This window comes from Moritella sp. PE36 (assembly GCF_000170855.1).
Taxonomy (GTDB): domain Bacteria; phylum Pseudomonadota; class Gammaproteobacteria; order Enterobacterales; family Moritellaceae; genus Moritella.
In genome coordinates this window covers 1-19,142 of record NZ_ABCQ01000027.1, presented here as the reverse complement: position 1 = coordinate 19,142, position 19,142 = coordinate 1, and the positions used below count along the sequence as shown (strand labels likewise).

22 protein-coding genes are annotated in these 19,142 nt (G+C 42.0%); 13 read left to right on the top strand and 9 right to left on the bottom strand.

The genetic code is table 11. The features are described from left to right. Positions 1-197 precede the first annotated feature (197 nt). From PE36_RS14610 to PE36_RS24420, 3 genes are all read left to right on the top strand, one after another. Entirely contained in the window at positions 198-1,634 is a 1,437-nt protein-coding gene (locus PE36_RS14610; protein ID WP_043994567.1) for a PLP-dependent aminotransferase family protein, read from the top strand. Positions 1,635-1,778: 144 nt separating this feature from the next. After that, positions 1,779-2,051, top strand: a complete 273-nt coding sequence (locus PE36_RS14605) for a hypothetical protein (protein ID WP_006032811.1) — start codon at positions 1,779-1,781, stop codon at positions 2,049-2,051. A gap of 253 nt (positions 2,052-2,304) precedes the next feature. Further along, positions 2,305-2,448 (top strand): hypothetical protein, encoded by a 144-nt coding sequence (locus PE36_RS24420; protein ID WP_006032810.1) that lies wholly within the window; start codon positions 2,305-2,307, stop codon positions 2,446-2,448. Between the two features lie 381 nt (positions 2,449-2,829). Here PE36_RS24420 and PE36_RS14600 read toward each other — a convergent pair whose 3' ends face one another. Next, positions 2,830-4,485, bottom strand: coding sequence for a hypothetical protein (locus PE36_RS14600; RefSeq protein ID WP_043994565.1), 1,656 nt, complete (start codon positions 4,483-4,485; stop codon positions 2,830-2,832). A gap of 494 nt (positions 4,486-4,979) precedes the next feature. Beyond that, positions 4,980-5,489: a thioredoxin-dependent thiol peroxidase gene (bcp, locus tag PE36_RS14595; RefSeq protein WP_006032807.1), complete on the bottom strand. Its 510-nt coding sequence runs from the start codon at positions 5,487-5,489 to the stop codon at positions 4,980-4,982. 147 nt (positions 5,490-5,636) lie between these two features. On the opposite strand from bcp, the gene PE36_RS14590 reads away from it, so the two are divergent. The 4 genes from PE36_RS14590 to moeB all read left to right on the top strand — a co-directional run bounded on the left by PE36_RS14590 (position 5,637) and on the right by moeB (position 8,978). Then, entirely contained in the window at positions 5,637-6,128 is a 492-nt protein-coding gene (locus PE36_RS14590; protein WP_006032806.1) for a DUF6314 family protein, read from the top strand. Positions 6,129-6,242: 114 nt separating this feature from the next. Further along, entirely contained in the window at positions 6,243-7,136 is an 894-nt protein-coding gene (locus tag PE36_RS14585) for a PLP-dependent cysteine synthase family protein (protein ID WP_006032805.1), read from the top strand. After that, a complete protein-coding gene (locus PE36_RS14580; RefSeq protein ID WP_006032804.1) occupies positions 7,133-7,558 on the top strand; it encodes a M67 family metallopeptidase in 426 nt (141 codons plus the stop codon). The genes PE36_RS14585 and PE36_RS14580 overlap by 4 nt, the downstream gene beginning before the upstream one ends. A gap of 1 nt (position 7,559) precedes the next feature. Then, positions 7,560-8,978 carry a molybdopterin-synthase adenylyltransferase MoeB gene (moeB, locus tag PE36_RS14575; RefSeq protein ID WP_006032803.1) on the top strand — a complete coding sequence of 473 codons (1,419 nt, stop codon included), beginning with the start codon at positions 7,560-7,562 and terminating at the stop codon, positions 8,976-8,978. Positions 8,979-9,061: 83 nt separating this feature from the next. On the opposite strand, the gene PE36_RS14570 is transcribed toward moeB, so the two are convergent. Beyond that, positions 9,062-9,865, bottom strand: a complete 804-nt coding sequence (locus PE36_RS14570) for a hypothetical protein (protein WP_006032802.1) — start codon at positions 9,863-9,865, stop codon at positions 9,062-9,064. Between the two features lie 47 nt (positions 9,866-9,912). Continuing rightward, a complete protein-coding gene (locus PE36_RS24905) occupies positions 9,913-10,485 on the bottom strand; it encodes a hypothetical protein (RefSeq protein WP_006032801.1) in 573 nt (190 codons plus the stop codon). Between the two features lie 316 nt (positions 10,486-10,801). Here PE36_RS24905 and PE36_RS14555 point away from each other — a divergent pair, with 316 nt between their 5' ends. After that, positions 10,802-11,365 (top strand): PepSY domain-containing protein, encoded by a 564-nt coding sequence (locus tag PE36_RS14555; RefSeq protein ID WP_006032800.1) that lies wholly within the window; start codon positions 10,802-10,804, stop codon positions 11,363-11,365. A 68-nt stretch (positions 11,366-11,433) separates the two neighbouring features. Here the strand turns inward: PE36_RS14555 and PE36_RS14550 are convergent, their stop codons facing one another. After that, positions 11,434-11,973, bottom strand: coding sequence for a glycine cleavage system protein R (locus PE36_RS14550; protein WP_006032799.1), 540 nt, complete (start codon positions 11,971-11,973; stop codon positions 11,434-11,436). 218 nt (positions 11,974-12,191) lie between these two features. On the opposite strand from PE36_RS14550, the gene dapA reads away from it, so the two are divergent. Beyond that, positions 12,192-13,070, top strand: coding sequence for a 4-hydroxy-tetrahydrodipicolinate synthase (dapA, locus tag PE36_RS14545; protein WP_006032798.1), 879 nt, complete (start codon positions 12,192-12,194; stop codon positions 13,068-13,070). Positions 13,071-13,097: 27 nt separating this feature from the next. After that, the gene (bamC, locus tag PE36_RS14540; RefSeq protein ID WP_043994564.1) at positions 13,098-14,228 is read left to right on the top strand and encodes an outer membrane protein assembly factor BamC; all 1,131 of its coding nucleotides are present in this window, start codon (positions 13,098-13,100) and stop codon (positions 14,226-14,228) included. A gap of 108 nt (positions 14,229-14,336) precedes the next feature. Here bamC and PE36_RS14535 read toward each other — a convergent pair whose 3' ends face one another. The 3 genes from PE36_RS14535 to PE36_RS14525 are packed head-to-tail and all read right to left on the bottom strand — an operon-like array spanning position 14,337 to position 15,629. After that, positions 14,337-14,603, bottom strand: coding sequence for a DUF2897 family protein (locus PE36_RS14535; RefSeq protein ID WP_006032796.1), 267 nt, complete (start codon positions 14,601-14,603; stop codon positions 14,337-14,339). Between the two features lie 38 nt (positions 14,604-14,641). Continuing rightward, positions 14,642-15,337 (bottom strand): M15 family metallopeptidase, encoded by a 696-nt coding sequence (locus PE36_RS14530; RefSeq protein ID WP_006032795.1) that lies wholly within the window; start codon positions 15,335-15,337, stop codon positions 14,642-14,644. A gap of 4 nt (positions 15,338-15,341) precedes the next feature. Continuing rightward, positions 15,342-15,629, bottom strand: a complete 288-nt coding sequence (locus tag PE36_RS14525) for a SelT/SelW/SelH family protein (RefSeq protein ID WP_006032794.1) — start codon at positions 15,627-15,629, stop codon at positions 15,342-15,344. Positions 15,630-15,845: 216 nt separating this feature from the next. On the opposite strand from PE36_RS14525, the gene PE36_RS14520 reads away from it, so the two are divergent. Beyond that, entirely contained in the window at positions 15,846-16,526 is a 681-nt protein-coding gene (locus PE36_RS14520; protein WP_006032793.1) for a TIGR01621 family pseudouridine synthase, read from the top strand. Positions 16,527-16,672: 146 nt separating this feature from the next. Here the strand turns inward: PE36_RS14520 and tal are convergent, their stop codons facing one another. Further along, positions 16,673-17,620: a transaldolase gene (gene tal / locus PE36_RS14515; protein ID WP_006032792.1), complete on the bottom strand. Its 948-nt coding sequence runs from the start codon at positions 17,618-17,620 to the stop codon at positions 16,673-16,675. A gap of 285 nt (positions 17,621-17,905) precedes the next feature. Here tal and PE36_RS14510 point away from each other — a divergent pair, with 285 nt between their 5' ends. Next, on the top strand, positions 17,906-18,973 hold the full coding sequence (locus PE36_RS14510) for a 3-deoxy-7-phosphoheptulonate synthase (RefSeq protein WP_006032791.1): 1,068 nt from the start codon (positions 17,906-17,908) through the stop codon (positions 18,971-18,973). 62 nt (positions 18,974-19,035) lie between these two features. After that, a partial coding sequence (locus PE36_RS24090) for a chorismate mutase (protein WP_006032790.1) occupies positions 19,036-19,142 on the top strand: 107 nt, incomplete at its 3' end.

The following is a 19,142-nucleotide window of genomic DNA, read 5'->3' as shown; positions in this document are numbered from 1 at the left end:
CCTAGTGCTGTGTTATTCAATTGATATAAGATTAACCTTAATTAAATGTGCAGTACAGATTCAAGAAAACGATAAATAAACCAGTACAGTTATGTTAATCTGTCACTGTACTGGTGAGTAATTGTGTAAACTGTACTGGTCTATGCCATGTCGACTATGCAATACGTTAAATGAAATCATAAAAGTAGCCAACATCAATGACGAGAGTAATGACTAAAGTACTGTTATATCAGCAAATAGCTGACGATCTACGCGACCTTATAACTCAGGGGGTATATTTACCAGGCGATAAATTACCCTCGCTGAGAACCTTGTCGGTAAAGCGCAAAGTAAGCATTGCCACCATTCAAAGAGCGGTTGAAGAACTTGAGATCGTCGGCCTTATTGAGGCACGGCCAAAATCGGGTTATTACGTGTGTTTTAATACCCGTACTGACGTTGCGATTGAGCTGCCGAGTATCGCCATGAAACCCAAGTCGGTGAAGATCCACGAATTGGCCAGTCAGATATTTCATCAGTGTGGTGAGCCGGATGTTGTGAATATGGGCACCTCGTATCCGTCGAGTGATTTTATGCCGACGCCGGCATTACAAAAAATAGCCAATCAAGTGATTAAGCATCACATGGCGGATATTGTCGAAGTGCAGTTTTCTGCCGGTAATGCGGTATTACGTGATGTATTAGCGAAGCGTATGAATGAGTCGGGTTGTCAGGTATCGTCAGATGATGTCATTGTTACCAATGGTTGTTTAGAGGCTTTGTCGGTGTGCTTACGTGCGGTAGCAAAACCGGGCGCGACCATTGCCTTGGAGTCGCCGGGCTTTGTTGGTTCACTGCAATTAATTGAATCATTAGGCTATAAGGCGCTGGAGATACCTTGCCATCCGGTCACCGGAATGAGCCTCGAAGCATTAGAGTTAGCGTTAGAACAGTGGCAGATATCGGCGGTATTAGTAGTACCGAGTTACAGTAATCCATTGGGATCGTGTATGCCGGAAGTAAACCGTAAACAGCTGGTGGCGTTATTATCGGCTAACGATATCCCGTTAATCGAAGATGACTTGTTAGGTGATCTATCGTTTGATGGCTCACGTTTAAAACCCTGCAAGGCATTCGATAAAAAAGGCATGGTGCTGTATTGCTCGTCGGTATCGAAAACCATCGCCTCTGGATTACGGGTCGGCTGGATCGCGCCCGGTGCGTACTACAAAGAAGTTTCTTATTTTAAAACCTTTACCAATATCAGTGCTCCTCAATTTTCGCAGATTGTCGTGGCGCAGTTTTATAACAGTGGTAAATATGAGCGCCATGTTCGCCAATTGACGGCGAAGATCGCTAAACAGCTATATCAAATCCAATCCTTTATTCATCAATATTTCCCCGAAGGCACGCAGGTATCTAATCCACAAGGTGGCTGTATTCTGTGGGTGGTATTACCCAAAGGGATTGATGGACACCAACTGCATCTTAAAGCGATTGAGGTGGGCATTGGCGTGATACCGGGGCAACTCAGCAGTGCCACGAATAAGTTTGATCACTGCATTCGCATTAACTGTGCGTGCGATCCTAAGGTTGATATTCAGGGCTGTATTAAGACATTGGCAGATATCGCCCATGCGATCTTAGGTAAATAGCGGCCGCTAAATTTATCACCTCGCCATGACCAATATCAATTTATATTGTCGGGTGGGGCTGTATAATCCCGCCTCCAGAGCTATCCCATTCTCAAGTGACGCTTTTCTTGTCGTGCTTAGATGGTCTCTTTATGAGTAAAAATTATGAGTCAAAAACCTAATCTCTCTATCGCAATGACAAATCTGATTGAAGAAGTACGCGGCGTTTTTCCTTTCTACGCCCCGGAATCGAGTATTTGTGGTGATTCGTGTGAAGGTTGTCCGAAGAAATTATTAGAATTAGTCGATTCTGAACTTTGTTATTGGGAAGACCAAGTTAAGCAGGGCACTGCCCCGACTTTTGATGAATTAAACCGCGTTGGTAAATTGTGTAAAAATGTTAGACGCGGATTAAAGCGTAATGGACTGGTTGATTAGCCGATATTCCTATATATATTCTTCGACATAAATCTCTGTGTTAACCATACCGACAACATTTACCTTATTTTTATTTTAAATGAACTGTTTTATATAACACTGTTTAGTGTTTGGCTCTGCGCATTATTGGCTTAATGCTCAATCAGTTTCGCATCTCAAAATTAAAATAAAGCATTGAAATCGAATTAGACATACACCATAATGCCAACAATTCTCATTCGCGTTGTTTGCGGGTGAAATAGTGAGGTGAAAAATGGTAAATGCCATCAAGTTGATGCTTTGTGATTTTGAAAATAAATTAGCGGAATCTGAAAATGGGCAGCAAGAAATTGAACAGCTTGTGATCCAAATGGAAATGTATATTAAGAAGGCTAAAGAACTGCAATGGCAGAGCTAATTTGGCCACAAATTAAGAAGTGAAAGTCACATAACGCATACTATGTAAGAAGTGCATCATCTACTAACGTGCTTCAATTCCCCTCGGCTTTAATTACTATTTAATGACGTAAAAGCCATTGTCTACAAACGTTACTATCGTCTGCATGAAGGTTTTAACAAAGTAGAGGAAGAAAAAGAGATGAACGTAGAGGCTATTCTGGCAGAAGCTTAATTGCGAATAGTTTCAACTTAATAAAGATTCATTTCTAAAGAAAAACAGCCATTACTGCAAAGTAATGGCTGTTTTTCTATTAGTGCATTCACTGCCAATTATTACTGTTTAAGTCACGCGTGGCGTAATCCTTATTAATTTCTAGATTGTTCAGTTCTCTTAGTCTGATTAACCCTGGTTTTGTTTAACATAACGTCGGCCCAAGACTCGCAGCATCAGTCCTACTGCTATCAACAAGCTGAAACGAAAGTCAATTGAACCACCAGAAATAGAATTATTAGTATCAGTATTAGTAGCAATATCGACTGTTGTAATTGCATTTCCAGAAAGCGTTAGCATAAAAGAACTTTCATCACTATCATCATTCGTAATCGTTATGGTTGCGGTTGCTGCTCCAAGAACGGTTGGCTGATATCTGACTTTAAAGGTAGAGTTGCTTAACGTTGTTATGGGTGAAGTCGGTTGTGTCACTACTAAAAACTGATCAGCATTTGTTCCTGTTATATGTGCTTTAGGTGAGCCGTCGAGTACAAGATCCAAACTGCCTGGGTTTTCGATAGTGAATATTATATCTGATTGTTCTTTTCCAAAATCAACACTGCTGCCACTTGGAAGATAATTAGCTCCTGCTTTCAAGTTAAACTCTGGCCCTGTAATTGTGGACTTAAAAACCATAATACGGTTATTATTATCATCACTTACAAGCAGAGTGTTGCTGCTGCTGTCCAAAGCAAGGCCGCCGCCATGGGAGTCCATATTTAGGCGGTTTTGGGTAATATCACTCCCCGAAGATGTGAAGTCAAACTGACCAATAACATTATCTGCATCCGCCCCGTCTGCCTTGGATAGAGCGTTGTCGAAAATAATTACCCTATCTGCGTTGTATCCGTCGGAGACGTAAAGTTTTCCGGAGCCATCAATGGCCATTTTACCTGGGTATTCAAGAGTACTTTGGGTGATTGTACCTACGTTGGTTGTGAAATCAGCCTGTCCGAGAACAGCATCTGCGTCAGCACCGTTCGCTTTGAAAGCCGCATTATCAAAGCGCAAAACGCGGCCATTGGATCGATCACCAACAAACAGCGTTGACCCAAAGACACGTAAACCAACGGGTCTGTTCATGCTGGACTTGGTGATTGTAGCTGTATTTGTTACAAAATCAGGCTGACCCAGCACACCGTCTGCATCTGCGCCATTCGCTTTTTCGGCGGCATTGTTAAACCATAAGACTCGGTGGTTGAAAGTATCGGAGACATAAAGTACGCCATTGGCATCCACATCAATGCCCATTGGGCGAAACGTGTTATTTTGTGTGACTCCGGATGTACTTGAAGTAAAATCAGGCTGGCCTAGCACTCCGTCTGCATCTGGTTGGTTAGCACTTATCATGTGGGCGTTATTAAACCATACGACTCTATGGTCTTCCGACGAGACCCACAGACGTCCAGTTGCATCAACAGTAATAGCGAAAGGATTATTAAAAGTATTTTGTCCGGCACTCGCAGGAATACTTCCAGAAACGAAATCCGGTTGGCCGAAAACCAGCTCTGCTGCCGGCTGATTTGAGGTTATCGGGTATGCAAAACGAAGTACGCGGTTGTTGTCTTTATCCACAATATAAAGTTTCTGGTTAATAATATCGAGTGCAGCATCTCTCGGGTTATTTAACGTGGTGGCACTTGTTCCTGATGAACCGGTTACAAAATCAGGCTGACCTATTACATACGTTGCATTCTGGCCATTGGTCCACGCCGAAGCATTTGCAGCAAAAAATATTAGTATAAGGCCAGCACTTTTTATTAAGCGTTGGAATATTATGGACATATGAAAGTCTCTCATAATTAAAAAATAAAGGGGTGAGGGTAATTATTTTGGGGACTTTATCATTTTAATTTATGGCTGAATATACTCAAAAATAAGGTGGTCAGCCTATTTATTGCGCAATAACTAGTCGATTCTTAGTGGTTTAGTTTGATATTTGATCTAGTTAATCAGGTCCGACGCGGGGAACTTGTTGTAAACGTTGCAAGTTATTCTTTGCGGTCGTATTTCTGCACTTTGTGCGTGATATTACTAACTCGATCTAATGCTATAAATACAGGGCGTTTGACCGTTTTTATCCACCTATTTTTCGAGGTTTTTTTGCAATAACCTTTCCCTTTAATAGATTCGGAGTAAACGTTTCATCTGCTTTAACTCCCCCCGGCTCTAAATACTTTTTTAAAACGAAAAAAGCCAACAACTTTGAGTAATTAAATACTCAAACGTTATTGGCTTTGTGTTGTTATTCTTCTAATTTATAAAAACTAATTAACCGCTTATTTAGCTGCTAAATAATCCAATACTACTTGGTGATGTTCTTTAGTCTTAAACTTGCTGTATTCGCCTTCTAACGGCACTGCTTTTAGCGATGCTGAAGTGAATACGTGTTCAATAGTACCGAGTTCATCGATTAAGAAAGACAGACGGTGGATACCATCAAACTCCTTACCCATGAATTTCTTTAGGCCCCAAACGCCGAACCCGTCTGCAACTGCATGGTCAGGGTCTGAAAGTAGGCTAAAGTTTAATTCATCACGGTCGCTGAATTTAGTTAGGCGCTCCACTTCATCAGGGCTGATGCCAACTACGACTACATTTAACTCAGTTAATGCTGTGATATGATCACGTAGTTTTTGGGCTTGTGTTGTACAACCCGGCGTCATTGCTTTTGGGTAGAAATAAGCTAAGACTTTTTTGCCTGCGAATGAATCAAGAGAAATGCTTTCATTATGTTGATTGAGCAGAGTAAACGATGGTGCTTTATCACCAGACTTTAAAGTTTGCATGAATATGAGTCCTAACTATTAACAGATTATGAATAAATCGTATGTGACTATTGTGCGGGAGTTTTTCCATCTCGACAAGGACTATTACAAATAGGTATTAATGGACTTAGTACATGGATAAAACAGTGAAAAATAGTATTTAAGGAGATGACAGTGCAAACATTGACTAACTTGTGGACCCTACTGAATCGTTTGAACAGATTTAGTTTCAAGGTCAATGCCGACAATGACTCTGTCACTGGTTGGCAGGGTGAAGGGCAGGGCTTAATTAAACGCCGTGCCAGTGTTAATGACATTAAATCGGACGAGCCTGGATCCGGCGCGATTATCGAAACTATCGAGCGTGGCGATTATTACATGACAGCAGATCGTAAAGTGTCGATGCATAACCAATATTTGTGGCAGTTCGAAGGCGATCATATTCGTTTAACCCATTTGCGCTTTGGCTGGGATAAACCGGTATTTTTGTTTGATATTATTGAAAATGGCCAGGGTGAATTAGTCACGCGTCAATCACATCAATGCGCGGCAGATAATTATGATGCCTCATTTGTATTACACGCCGACAGTCTGGTGATGCAGTGGCACATTCAGGGGCCGAAGAAGCGTGAAGTCTTAGATTATGTTTATTCGGTATAGGCGGCATTAGCGCGTTCTTTGTTCTTAGCTCTATCGTCAACTATACTTTCTCCTACTTATAAACACTATTTTTCATCGATAACTTTGACGTTAAATACGTTATTTGAGAGCGCCATGGAACTGCTAGATTTAATTGGTAATACGCCGTTAATTAATCTGAGCTTTCTAAGCCCACAGCCTGAGCGTGTCAGCTTGTTTGCTAAAGCCGAGTGGATGAATCCCGGCGGTTCACTTAAAGACCGCTCGGTGAAACTGATCCTAACGCGCGCCATTGAAGACGGCCTGTTACAACCAGGTAAAATAATTCTCGATTCCAGTAGCGGTAATGCCGGTATTTCTTACAGCATGATTGGCGCAGCGCTCGGCTATGCGGTCAACATCGTGATCCCCGACAATGCCAGCAACGAAAGAAAAATGCGTCTGCGAGCCCATGGTGCGCAGCTGATCGAGACCGATGCGTTAGAAGGTTACGATCAAGCCATTCGTCATGTGCATGAATTATATGCCAACTCACCAGATAAATATTTCTTTGCTGACCAATACAGTAATCAAGCCAATGTGCTTGCACATTACCATGGCACAGGCGCGGAACTCATCGAACAGGTATCAGGTCCCATTACCCATTTTGTCTGTGGTGTCGGCACTGGCGGCTCCTTAACGGGCATCGCTAGGCGGCTAAAAGCCAAGTATCCGGCGGTTGTCATCGTGGGTATTCGCCCCGAGCGTTGGCCGGGTATCGAAGGCCTGAAACCCTTGGGCGAAAAAGAAGATATCTTACCGAAAATTTTTGACGGTTCTTTGGTTGATCGTTGGCTTGATGTGAGCGCCAATGAAGCCAAAAGCATGTGTCTTACTATGGCCCGTCGAGGTTATTTTGTCGGGCAATCGTCGGGGGCATACCTTGCGGGCTGCTGTAAATTAATGGCGGAGCTGTCAGAGGGAGTCGTGACCACCTTAATGTGTGACAGTGGCGAGCGTTATTTCAGTACGGGATTGTGGCAATCATGACGATTGAAATTAATGATGCGATCAAGTCAGCGATACTGGATCAGGCTGAGTCTTGTTTTCCCAATGAGAGTTGTGGCTTTATTATTGGTTCATACGCAGCTGGCGTGGCTAAGGGCGATTATTATATCCCCTGTGACAATGATCACGGGCACAATCAACAGCGGCGTTTTCTTATTGATCCCATGGCCTATCAATTAGCCGAAGATACGGCCGATGCCAACGGACAAAGCATCATTAGTATTGTCCATTCTCACCCTGATCATCCTGACCAACCCTCTGAATTTGATCGGTTACATGCCTGGCCTGGCATCAGTTACATCATTATTGCTGTGTTTGCGGGTCGCGTGCGCAGTTATCGGTCGTGGCAATTGAGCGATGATCGCAGTGAATTCCATCAGGAAGTTATTAATCCGGGAGATTAATATGATGACAGTGACGCTAAAAATCCCATCCCCGTTGCGACGTTTTACCGATAATAGCAGTGCCGTAGAGGTTGAAGCCGACAGTGTTTCGACGGCACTTGAACAGCTATTTATTCTGTATCCAGATCTGAAATTACAAGTCATGGATGACAGCGGACAGCTGCGTAATTTCGTCAATCTATTTCACGACAAGGTCGATATTCGCCAGCAGCAAGGATTAAATACCCGTTTACACCAAGGCAGTGAACTGCGTATCGTGCCGGCAATTGCGGGTGGTAGTGACAGCCGTTTATCTGCGCTGGAGTTGAGTCGTTACAGCCGCCATATCATGTTGCCCGAAATGGGTATTGAAGGGCAAGAGTCGTTAAAATCCTCCAGTATTTTAATTATTGGCGCGGGTGGGTTAGGCTGCCCGTTGGGTTTGTATCTTGCTGCGGCGGGGGTTGGCCATTTAGGTATAGTGGATAATGACGTTGTCGATGAATCTAATTTGCAACGGCAAGTCTTGTATACCATCGATGATATCGGCAAGCCGAAAGTAGATTGTGCCGCGGCACGTCTGCGTCAGCTTAATCCTTATATTAAAATCAGTTGTTATGCCGAGCTACTGACCAGTGCTAATGCCATGCAGTTGATGGAACCTTATGACCTGGTGATTGATGGTACCGATAATTTTCCCACCCGTTATTTAGTGAATGATGCTTGTGTATTACTGAACAAACCGAATATTTACGGCAGTATTTTCCGCTTTGACGGTCAGGCAACTGTGTTTAACTATCAACAAGGGCCCTGTTATCGCTGTCTTTATCCAACACCGCCACCGCCAGGGTTAGTGCCTTCTTGTGCCGAAGGTGGTGTGCTTGGGGTATTGCCGGCGATTATCGCTTCAATTCAGGCGACCGAAGCGATTAAAATGCTGACCAAAATGGGGGAGAGCTTATCGGGTAAGTTACTGCTGTATGATGCACTGAAAATGGAATTTGAATATCTACAGATTGAAAAAAATCCGGATTGCCCGTTATGTGGTCAGCAACCGTCTATCCATGCATTGATTGATTATCAGCAATTTTGTGGTATCACCACCAGTACTGAACCACGCAGTTATCAGGACATCAGCCCGCAAGAATTGAAACAGTGGTTGGATGCTAAGGAGCCCTTAGTGTTAATCGACGTGAGAGAACCTTATGAACGCGAAATTTGTAAAATAATGCCGAGTCAGCATATACCTATGGCACAGATCGATGTGCATATGGCGGAGTTCAATACCGAACAAGTACTGGTGGTTCATTGCAAGCTGGGCGGGCGCTCTGCGAAAGTATGTCAGCAGCTTAGTGCTCAGGGTTATAAGCATGTGTTTAATCTGACGGGGGGTATTTTAGCCTGGGCGGATGCGGTCGATGATAAGTTGATCCGTTATTGAGATACCCAAGCTACCTGGCTATATAAAGACCGAGCATGAACCCGGTCCTTTATCGGTGTTATTCTTTTATAACAAGGGTTCGATTATAAACCTGATGTTGCGGCGGTTAGTTTTTTCAAGCGATGCTTTTTAACAAAGTTATAAAAGTACGGGAAACGCGCTTTAAACTTAGTGAGAACAGCGACGAACCTTTCGATTCGAGCGAGTTTTCTGTCCAATTTATCGAGTTCGTCTAACGCTTGGTTAGCGGCAACAAGCGAGATTAAATTACCTTGGGTTAGTGCATCTGTATCCGCAATTCCAGCGGCTACATTGACCAGCATACGGGTTAATTCGCTATTACCCACAGACACGCTATTTGCATCACTTTTTTGCTGGCTGTTAACGCCAAGGGTGACTCCACCCCCTTCGTTTAATGATGAAAATTTGGCATACGGTGTTTGGCTAAATACATAGACTTGTGCACATGAATACGGGGTGAGGAAAGGTTCACCCGCAGGGATAAACTCACCAGTATCAATCGGTGGCAATACACTGCAATCCCACAATGGCGCGGTGCCATCACTCAATACCAAGGAATCTTGGGTTAATGATTTCACTTCCAGATTAAGGTAGGCGTTACCGCCGTTGCTGCTATCGTTCGCACCAATATTCCAGCTTTCATGATCTTGGGTGATAGAGGAAGTATCAATTAAACGAATGTGTACGTTGTTTTCTTTTAATCTTAAAAGTTCGCCATCAAAGTTCTCGTCATTGACGCAGTCAAAACCGACACATAAGTCGCCTTCAATCAACTGAGCATCGTTAACCACACTGGCATTGGCAACGCCGCTTGATAGACTAAATAAACCCACAAGCGCGAGTGTTTTTATTACCTGTTTACTCATCTTTAATTCTCCTGAACAAATTCCAATAAAAAGGGTATTTGGAACTGTTACAGTTCTTTAATTTGAGTGATCAGCGCGTCAATGCGCAGGCTAAGATCGTCAACCTTAGTGGCAATATCGACCTCGACGTCAATTTTGTATTGGTTAAATTGCGCTACATTGACGGCATCAGTATTATTGACCCCTGCCGCCACGTGTACAATTTTACGTTCATTACCAACAGAGCCCACTGAGATGCTGTTGTCTTCTAACGTCGAGCCAGCACCGAGTGCCACGCCCCCATTTTCACCTGCCGTTAATTGTAATACCAAACTATCGCCAGTCACGTCTTTGATAAAGAAGTGGGGTAAACCGGCATTGCTATCATCGTTAGCACCCATTAACCAATCATTGCTTGGAAATGAAGATGTGCTACTGGTATCAACAAAGCGGATCTGTGGGTTGTCGTCTTTTAAGCGAATAGTATCAAAACCAAAATCTTCACCGTCGACACACTCTATACCGACACACAGGGATGAACTGATAATTAAATCATCATTAATCACTTCATCAGCGAAAGTATGCAGACTGAAACTCAGTAGGGGAATAGCCGCGAGGGTGGTTAGTTTTTTAAACGTCATGTTAAATCCTTTTAATGTTACGTTTTAGTGGAAATGTTTTTATGCACGCTGAAATCGCATATAAATATAAGAGTAGGGCAGTTTGTATTTATTATTAACCACCTGATTAGAAAGACACTTTTTCCATTCAAAGGCTAATGTATTTTATGTATGGTTATTGTTGTTTATGAGTCACTGTTTTGAGGTTTTATTTTCTTTATTATTGATTAGCGTGCTCTTTGTTATTGTCCATTCACCCTTTTATTGTTGCAAGTGGTAATCATTATCATTACACTCTCCGTCATTTAGAATCTAGACTAGATAACAAGGACGTTGTATGAAAAAAGTAAATTGGAAACGAGTCAACCGTAAAACCCATTATTGGGGCGCGGCAATCATCGCGCTACCTATAATTGTTGTGCTTATTAGTGGATTATTACTGCAAGTAAAAAAAGAATTCACTTGGGTTCAACCTGCGAGTATGAAAGGTGAGGGCAAAGTCCCTACATTATCTTTTCAACAAATTTTGGATATCGCTAGTACAGTACCTGAAGCCGAGATACGGAGTTGGAAAAACGTCAGTCGGATGGATGTTAGGCCTTCTAAGGGCATTGTGAAAGTAAAGGCTAAAAACAAAATTGAAATTCAAATTGATACTATCAGCGGTAAGATATTACAAGTCGAATATCGACGTTCAGATCTAATTGAATCGTTACACGATGGTTCATTTTTTCATGAGTATGCTAAATTATGGTTATTCTTACCTGCAGCGGTGATGTTACTGATGCTGTGGATAACGGGGATATATATGTTCTTAATGCCTTATATATTAAGACGCCAAAACCGTAAGAAATTGGAATTAAGAGATGCGGATCAGGGGTTGTCTTCATTGATTAATTAAGCAGTTGTACAGGCGGAGATAAAACATTAGACGCGGTGAGTTATTTGCTACTAACCGCGTTTTTTCAGCTAAGATATGGCAGTTTTGTGTTCTACCATGAAGTGATATTCAGCATTCAAAATGGTACACAGTCCGCTGAGTTCCGATTCTAAAACAGCCAAATCACAGTCCGACGTCGTATTTAGCGTAAAATGTGCTTTAAGTATATCTGAGCTGTCTGCCGCGGTTAATATCTCTGAGCGTAGTCCGGCTAAATTAAGATTATTATTGGTAAAGAATAATGTAAATTTCTCGATAATGCCGGTTGCATCAGGGATCGTTACTTCAACTTCAATGGTATGATCATAGCTAATTGGTTCGTGACGTTCGGTGCGCTTCATCATGGTAATTAAGTCGAGCTCTTGACTCTTTAATGGCAAGCTAGATTCAAGCTGGATCATAGCGTTCCATTCTCCAGACAACAGCATGATCAGGGTGAACTCATTACCAAAAATAGCCAGTCTGCTATCGACGATATTACAGCCGCAATTGCTGACGTGGCCAATCAGTTTGTGGACGATACCTGGACTGTTGCTGCCAAGGGCGGTGATAACTAAATTCTGCGTCATTTTGTTCCAGGTCCTTTTATTCCGAGTCAATTAAAGTAAGTAAACAGTAGAGCATGATATACCCAAGCAACTTCAAGATGCAACAATCTGTAAGCTTATCAACCAGCATATTGATGTTGGCAGCTAGCTTAGGTAGATATAACAGAATATGCTTGCGGCAACTGACTGCTACATATTACTATGCCACGTGTTTTATAGTCAGTTATAACAAGGCCAATATGTTAACAGGTAATATCGTCGCACTTATCACTCCTATGCTCGACAATGGAGACGTCGATCTTTGCTCTTTACAAGGTTTAGTTGAATATCACATCCAGAGCAATACCACCGCATTGGCTGTATTGGGCACGACTGGCGAGTCTTGTACTTTTACCCAAGATGAGCACCTTGCCGTGGTTAAAGCAGTACTGGACATGGCGCAAGGTCGTATCGCGATTATTGCTGGTTCAGGGTCAAATAGCACTCGTAACGCCATTAAGTTAAGTCAAGAATTACACAAGCTAGGCGTAACAGCCGGACTTTGTGTCACGCCTTATTATAATAAGCCAACCCAAGAAGGGTTATATCAGCATTATAAAGCGATCACTGAAGCCTGTGATTTACCTCAGATTTTGTATAATGTACCGAGTCGTACGGGTTGTGATATTAGTAATGAGATCGTGGTTAGATTAGCGGAACTTAATGCTATCATAGGTATCAAAGATGCTACCGGTGATTTAACGCGTTTAACTCAGCTTAAACCCTTCCTTCCGGATGATTTCTTACTATATAGTGGTGATGATGCAACGGGCTGCGAGTTTATGTTGCAAGGCGGTAATGGGGTTATTTCTGTTACCAGTAATGTCGCTGCCGATGCCATGAGCCGTATGTGTTCGTTAGCATTAGCAGGAAAGCGCCAAGAAGCGACTGAAATTAATAACAAATTAATGCGTTTACACCAAGATTTATTTGTCGAAGCAAACCCAATCCCGGTAAAGTGGGCGTGCAACCAGTTATCTTTGACTGCAACGGCTAATTTACGGTTACCGTTAATTGAATTAGATCAGCAATATCATGCTCAAGTGAGTGCGGCACTCGCGCTTGCAGTGGATGCATAAATTTTTGAATTAGGGAATATTAATACTATGACTATGTCATCAACAGGTCACCGCTTGACTAACGCAAAGCGTTATAGCGTATTAGCGTGTGCTATTTTAGTCAGTGCTTGTTCAGGAACAGATACAAGACGTCAGGCCAATCAAGACTTTGAATATTTAAAGCAGACAACACAGCCAGAATTGGTGATTGTAGAAGGGCTTGATACACCGTTATACACACAGCGTTATAACGTGCCTGAATTAGCCGAAGGGACTGGAAATCGCCCGGTTGGTGCTGATGTTGATGTTCGTTCGCCAGTACAAATTTTAGCGTTATCGCCATTAGTACGTGTTGAAGAAGGCAGTGAAAATGTCACGGTTTGGTTTAATAGCCGTAGTTCACAAGAGAATATTTCTGCGCAGGTATGGACATTATTAGCCAACTTCTTAGCCGACAAAAAAGTGGCGATTGCCAAGCTAGATGAGACGAATCATACTTTAGAAACTGATTGGTTAATTAACCAAGAGACGTTTGATGAGTTTAAAGAAGTATCGGAATACGAACTCAAGCAACGTTATAAATTCACGTTATTAACCGCGGCAAGTAAGCGTACTGTCGGTCTGCAAGTGGATTTGATTGATCACGAAGAACGCTTAGAAGGTACTAAGGTTGATAATAACTTAAGTAAAGGCGATCGCCGTCGTTTTGCCGTGCAGATGTTAAATCTAGTTAATATCTATTACGAAATTGACCGTATTGAAGGTAATAACAAAGAAACGGCAGAACAAAAAGCGTCGAAGCTTAAAATTGATTTTGTTGATCAGAAACACCCTGTTATTACCTTAAATATCCCGTTTGATGATGCTTGGAAGTTATTACCAATGGTATTAGGCAAAGTGGGTATGACAGTTGAAGACGAAGATAAACTTGCTGCGACTATGTTAGTGAGCTTTGATGAACAGTCTGATAAGTTCTGGACTGACAATAAAGTAACGCCGGTAACCCTCGCGGAAGATGACTACCGTATTCAGGTTGGCGAAATAAAAGGCCATACTTCAATCGCGTTCTTTGGTAAAGACAAACAACCATTGTCAGCTGAAGTGATGAGCCAGTTATTTATTAGCTTGAAAGATGCAGCTGATGCATTACGTGCAGAGAAAGCAGCAAACGAAGAGTAATGTGCAACACCTAGGGTGTTAATCATGAAATAAAAATAAGGCCTATGTATATCAATACATAGGCCTTTATTGTTATAGCTATTATTTATAAATACAACTTATTGAATGTTATTTTTCAGCGTCTTTTTTTACATCATCTGGCATTTGATTTTTATTGTATTCATTACGGTATTCATTGTTATATTCTTGCTGGTCTTTGTCGTCATCATCATCCGGTAATGCTTTGGCATGTTTTCCGGCATCCAGATGTAAAGCTTTGTTAAATTGGTGTTCAATTTCTTCTGGTATCTTCATTTTCATGTTTGCGGTGTATTTTAACGCCATGATTGACCCTAGAATGAAACCTAAGGCCACTAGAATAATGAGCCAAACCATAAATCCTCCTATTGTTAATTGATAGTCGTTATTAAATATTAATTGGGTGCTGCAACGTTGCAAATATACTGGGTATAAATCTGTTCTATATTGGCTAAAATAGCTACTTTACCTTGAATGTCCGCATTGCGAATCGTGTCCGTAATTAACGCCAGTGTGAATGCTTGCTGTGCTGGTTCGGCGATAGGCTGGTAACTTAAGTGCCAAGGTTCGCGTGACACGCCACCCAGATCTTGACGATAAGGACGATAGAAACCACAGCCGGCAATATTGTCATCTAACCAAGCTGACAGCGACGCTAAATAGCCACCTTCATCATATTCTTGTGGGATCAGTTGTAACTGATAATCCTTGGGTAACGCGCTATAGTCACACACATCAATCTCGCTGCCCCAATGATGGCGACTGGCACCCGGTAACATTGACCAACGTAATATCGCGAATACTTTTTGTTCTTCACTAAGTATAGCGTGATCGAGTGGTTGACTGTCATGATCCAGAATGGGTCTGAGACCGTTAAACTTATTATTCCAAATACTCAGTTGCTGCTCAAAAGAACGAAAGCTAGAGACGACGTCGAGATTGAATCCAGCCTGTTTAGCACGTGTTTGTAACTGCTGAAATGCAGTTAATGCTTGCTGGTGAATAAGCTTGGACTGTAATGGCAGTGCGATCACATGATTTTGCGTTTGTCCGGTTAAAGCTTGTGTGTTCAATAATGGTGTCGTTATCATTTGATTATACCGTACGATCACTATGGCCGAGATCGCGTTCTGGGGCGATAATATCCCGTACCCGTTGCTTTAATGCTTTCGCTTCGGGGAAACCGCCGTCTTGTTTACGTTCCCAAATCAATTGCTGATTACAATGGATCTCAAAACGACCGCCAGTATCTGGGTGTAAGCTTATTTTACTTATGTCTTCACCAAAGGTATGCAGAAGTTCTTGTGTTAGCCAAGTCGAGCGCAACATCCAGTTACACTGTCGGCAATAGTAAATATCAATTTCAGCTTTGATCTCTGGCACAGTCAAGGTCCTCTCTTTTGTTAATATTACTTATCCTAGCGTACTATTACTTATCCTAGCGTTAAAAATAGCTGGTGGATATGATTTTATACCCAAGTTACTTGATGCCTTGAATATACGCTTCATTCGGTTTGCTGGTTGCGCATCTTGAAGTAGCTTGGGTATATTGCTTATTTAGGGTACACTTCGGCCTCATTTTCAGCATTGGTTTTTTTAATGTATAGCATTTTATTTCAGAATAATGATTTCTTGGTTATCAACAAAGCAGCGGGCATCGGTTTTCATGATGAAGACGGCGTTGATGGTATTTGTTCTATTGTCAGAAAGGATATTGGCAGATTAGTTTTTCCAGTACACCGTTTAGACAAAGTGACATCAGGATTGTTGTTACTGGCTAAATCATCAGAAGCGGCAGCTAAATTAGCCAAGCTATTTGAATTGCATGAGATCCAAAAATATTACTTGGGTATCATTGATAGCAAACCAAAGAAAAAACAAGGTTTAGTGAAAGGTGATATGGAGCGTTCACGTCGTAGCATGTGGCGTTTAACTAAGACATTAACTAGCCCTGCTGTGACTCAGTTTTTCACCCAGAGTATTGGTGATGGCAAACGTTTAGTAGTATTGAAACCACATACTGGCAAGACACATCAATTACGTGTTGCTTTAAACAGCCTAGGTAGCCCTATCTGTGGTGATCCGCTATATCAAAGTGCTGATGCTTGGAAATATGATCGCGCTTACCTACACGCGTATTGCTTACAGTTTACCTTAGATGGTGAAGACTTTAGTTTTGTGGCTGATGAATTTAGTGGTGAGCTATTTGCGACACCAGCGTGTAAAGAAGCATTAGTTGCTTATGCACAGCCTGAGACATTGGCTTGGCCAAAAGTATAATCGTTATATAGCTATTGTGTCGATATTATATAGCCGAGCTACAGCACCGTAGTTTGGTTAAATAATGCATAAAAAAACGCCCAACGTAATACTCTCTCGAGTAATGCGTTGGGCGTTTTTGTTAACAACGATTATGTTTATTCAAATTAGAATAAGTCAGTAATCATCGCTTCTAGTTTGTTTTGGTCGATAGCGAAGTTACGGATACCTTCAGCTAGTTTTTCAACTGCCATCGGATCTTGGCTGTGATCCCAACGGAATGCTGCTTCTGTTAGTTTCGCTTTTGGTGCTACTGCATCAGCTTCTGAGAATAGCGCTTGTACAACAGGCTCTGAAGAGTTTTGTAGCTCTTCTAATAGCTGTGGTGCAATTGTTAGACGGTCACAACCAGCAAGGGCTAGGATTTCACCTGTGTTACGGAAGCTTGCGCCCATAACAACCGTTTTATAACCCGATGCTTTGTAGTAGTTGTAGATCGTGCTTACCGAGATAACGCCAGGATCGTTAGCGCCTTCATATGTTTCGCCTGTTTTCGCTTTATGCCAATCCATGATACGGCCAACGAAAGGAGAGATTAGGAATACGCCAGCTTCAGCACATGCTTGCGCTTGAGCGAAAGAGAAGAGTAACGTTAGGTTACAGTTGATGCCCATTGCTTCAAGTTGTTCTGCAGCGCGGATACCTTCCCAAGTAGAAGCCAGTTTGATCAGAATGTTTTCTTTCTCAATGCCAACTGCTTTATATAAGTCGATTAATAGTAGTGCTTGTTTAACGCTTGCTTCAGTGTTGTAAGAAAGACGTGCGTCAACTTCTGTCGAGATACGACCTGGAATTGTCGTTAAGATCTCTTTACCAATTAATACAGCTAGTTTGTCACATGCCAGTGCAACTTGTGTTTCTGGCGTTGCATTTTCTTTCGCATACGCAATTGCTTGTGCTACTAATGGTTGATAAGCCGGTAATGCAGCTGCCTTTAAGATAAGTGATGGATTCGTCGTCGCATCTTGAGGCTGGTATAATTTAATCGCTTCCACATCGCCTGTATCTGCAACAATAGTGGTTAATTTACTTAGCTGTTCTAACTGATTACTCATTATTTTATTTCCACAATTATATTATTGATCGGTGTAAGGGCTTACCGTTAACTATCATTAATATTGATTATAATGTCAATACTATAAAACCAGACTTCTTCGGAATCTTCGTTTAAGCGAAATAGCGGTAATTTCTGAGTTGTATCTTAGCACGACCTTCACTTGAAAGTATGTAGGCTTTCATCACGTTTTGTTGACAAACTTCTTTGACAAAATAGTGCTTGCAATCACATTCTGCTACGGTATGTTGTTTATATATAATAAATAGGATATATGAGCAACGTAATGGAAAAAGACACCTTAAATAATGTACATATTTGTTCTGAACAAGTATTGATGACCCCTTCCGAATTAAAAGTTAAATTACCTATTTCAGATCATGCCCTTGGTTATATACAAACAGCACGTGAAACGATTGCTAATATTATTGCTGGTAAAGATAAACGTTTGCTTGTGGTGTGTGGTCCTTGCTCAATCCATGATGACAAAGCGGCGTTAGAATATGCCGGCAGATTAAAAGCACTGCATGACGAATTAGGCGAGCAGCTATATATTGTTATGCGTGTCTATTTTGAAAAACCACGTACCACTGTTGGCTGGAAAGGCGCGATTAATGATCCGCACATGGATGGCTCATTTGATGTTGAAACTGGTTTAATCAATGCGCGTAAACTACTTATTACCCTAGCGGAAATGGAAATTCCAACCGCCACGGAAGCACTCGATCCAATTAGCCCACAATACCTTGCTGAATTATTTTCTTGGTCTGCGATTGGCGCGCGTACTACAGAGTCACAAACTCACCGTGAAATGGCGTCTGGTCTGTCTATGCCTGTTGGTTTTAAAAATGGTACCGACGGCAGTTTATCAACGGCAATCAATGCGATGAAGTCTGCATCTCATTCACATCGCTTCATGGGTATTAATCAAGACGGTCAAGTTGCGTTACTACAAACTCAGGGTAATCCTGATGGTCACGTGATCTTACGTGGTGGTAAACAACCAAACTATGATTCAGTTGCCGTTGCATTAGCCGAGCAAGACATGGTCAAAGCGGGTTTACGTCCAAGTTTGATGGTGGATTGCAGCCATGCTAATTCGAATAAAAACCATGAACTACAACCGCTGATAGCGAAAAATGTTATTCACCAGATCCAAGAAGGTAATAGTTCAATCATGGGTGTCATGATTGAAAGTCATCTACATGGTGGTAATCAATCATCAGAACAGCCTATTGCTGATATGGCATACGGTGTATCTGTGACCGACGCGTGTATTGATTGGGATACGACTGATACATTATTACGTGAAACAGCAGCGGAGCTAAGCGGCTGTTTGACTAAAAGAACATAGTCCTTAGATCGATACATATCTAGGTAAATAGTACATCAAGGACGTTATGAGGTGAATGGTCAGTGAAACTGGATCCGTTAGGTAAATTAAGAGATAAAATCGATGATGTTGACCAGCAGTTGGTTGACTTACTCGCACAGCGTCTGGCGTTAGTGGCAGAAGTCGGGGA

Excerpts from the sequence above, each read along its gene's own strand:
- PE36_RS14535 (WP_006032796.1), bottom strand. The coding sequence starts at position 14,603 with ATGGTTTGGCTCATTATTCTAGTGGCCTTAGGTTTCATTCTAGGGTCA.
- bamC (WP_043994564.1), top strand. The coding sequence starts at position 13,098 with ATGACTATGTCATCAACAGGTCACCGCTTGACTAACGCAAAGCGTTAT.
- moeB (WP_006032803.1), top strand. The coding sequence starts at position 7,560 with ATGATGACAGTGACGCTAAAAATCCCATCCCCGTTGCGACGTTTTACC.
- bcp (WP_006032807.1), bottom strand. The coding sequence starts at position 5,489 with ATGCAAACTTTAAAGTCTGGTGATAAAGCACCATCGTTTACTCTGCTC.
- PE36_RS14550 (WP_006032799.1), bottom strand. The coding sequence starts at position 11,973 with ATGACGCAGAATTTAGTTATCACCGCCCTTGGCAGCAACAGTCCAGGT.
- PE36_RS14585 (WP_006032805.1), top strand. The coding sequence starts at position 6,243 with ATGGAACTGCTAGATTTAATTGGTAATACGCCGTTAATTAATCTGAGC.
- PE36_RS14600 (WP_043994565.1), bottom strand. The coding sequence starts at position 4,485 with ATGTCCATAATATTCCAACGCTTAATAAAAAGTGCTGGCCTTATACTA.
- tal (WP_006032792.1), bottom strand. The coding sequence starts at position 17,620 with ATGAGTAATCAGTTAGAACAGCTAAGTAAATTAACCACTATTGTTGCA.
- PE36_RS14530 (WP_006032795.1), bottom strand. The coding sequence starts at position 15,337 with ATGATAACGACACCATTATTGAACACACAAGCTTTAACCGGACAAACG.
- PE36_RS14555 (WP_006032800.1), top strand. The coding sequence starts at position 10,802 with ATGAAAAAAGTAAATTGGAAACGAGTCAACCGTAAAACCCATTATTGG.
- PE36_RS24420 (WP_006032810.1), top strand. The coding sequence starts at position 2,305 with ATGGTAAATGCCATCAAGTTGATGCTTTGTGATTTTGAAAATAAATTA.
- PE36_RS14605 (WP_006032811.1), top strand. The coding sequence starts at position 1,779 with ATGAGTCAAAAACCTAATCTCTCTATCGCAATGACAAATCTGATTGAA.
- PE36_RS14520 (WP_006032793.1), top strand. The coding sequence starts at position 15,846 with ATGTATAGCATTTTATTTCAGAATAATGATTTCTTGGTTATCAACAAA.
- dapA (WP_006032798.1), top strand. The coding sequence starts at position 12,192 with ATGTTAACAGGTAATATCGTCGCACTTATCACTCCTATGCTCGACAAT.
- PE36_RS14590 (WP_006032806.1), top strand. The coding sequence starts at position 5,637 with ATGACAGTGCAAACATTGACTAACTTGTGGACCCTACTGAATCGTTTG.
- PE36_RS24905 (WP_006032801.1), bottom strand. The coding sequence starts at position 10,485 with ATGACGTTTAAAAAACTAACCACCCTCGCGGCTATTCCCCTACTGAGT.
- PE36_RS14580 (WP_006032804.1), top strand. The coding sequence starts at position 7,133 with ATGACGATTGAAATTAATGATGCGATCAAGTCAGCGATACTGGATCAG.
- PE36_RS14570 (WP_006032802.1), bottom strand. The coding sequence starts at position 9,865 with ATGAGTAAACAGGTAATAAAAACACTCGCGCTTGTGGGTTTATTTAGT.
- PE36_RS14610 (WP_043994567.1), top strand. The coding sequence starts at position 198 with ATGACGAGAGTAATGACTAAAGTACTGTTATATCAGCAAATAGCTGAC.
- PE36_RS14510 (WP_006032791.1), top strand. The coding sequence starts at position 17,906 with ATGGAAAAAGACACCTTAAATAATGTACATATTTGTTCTGAACAAGTA.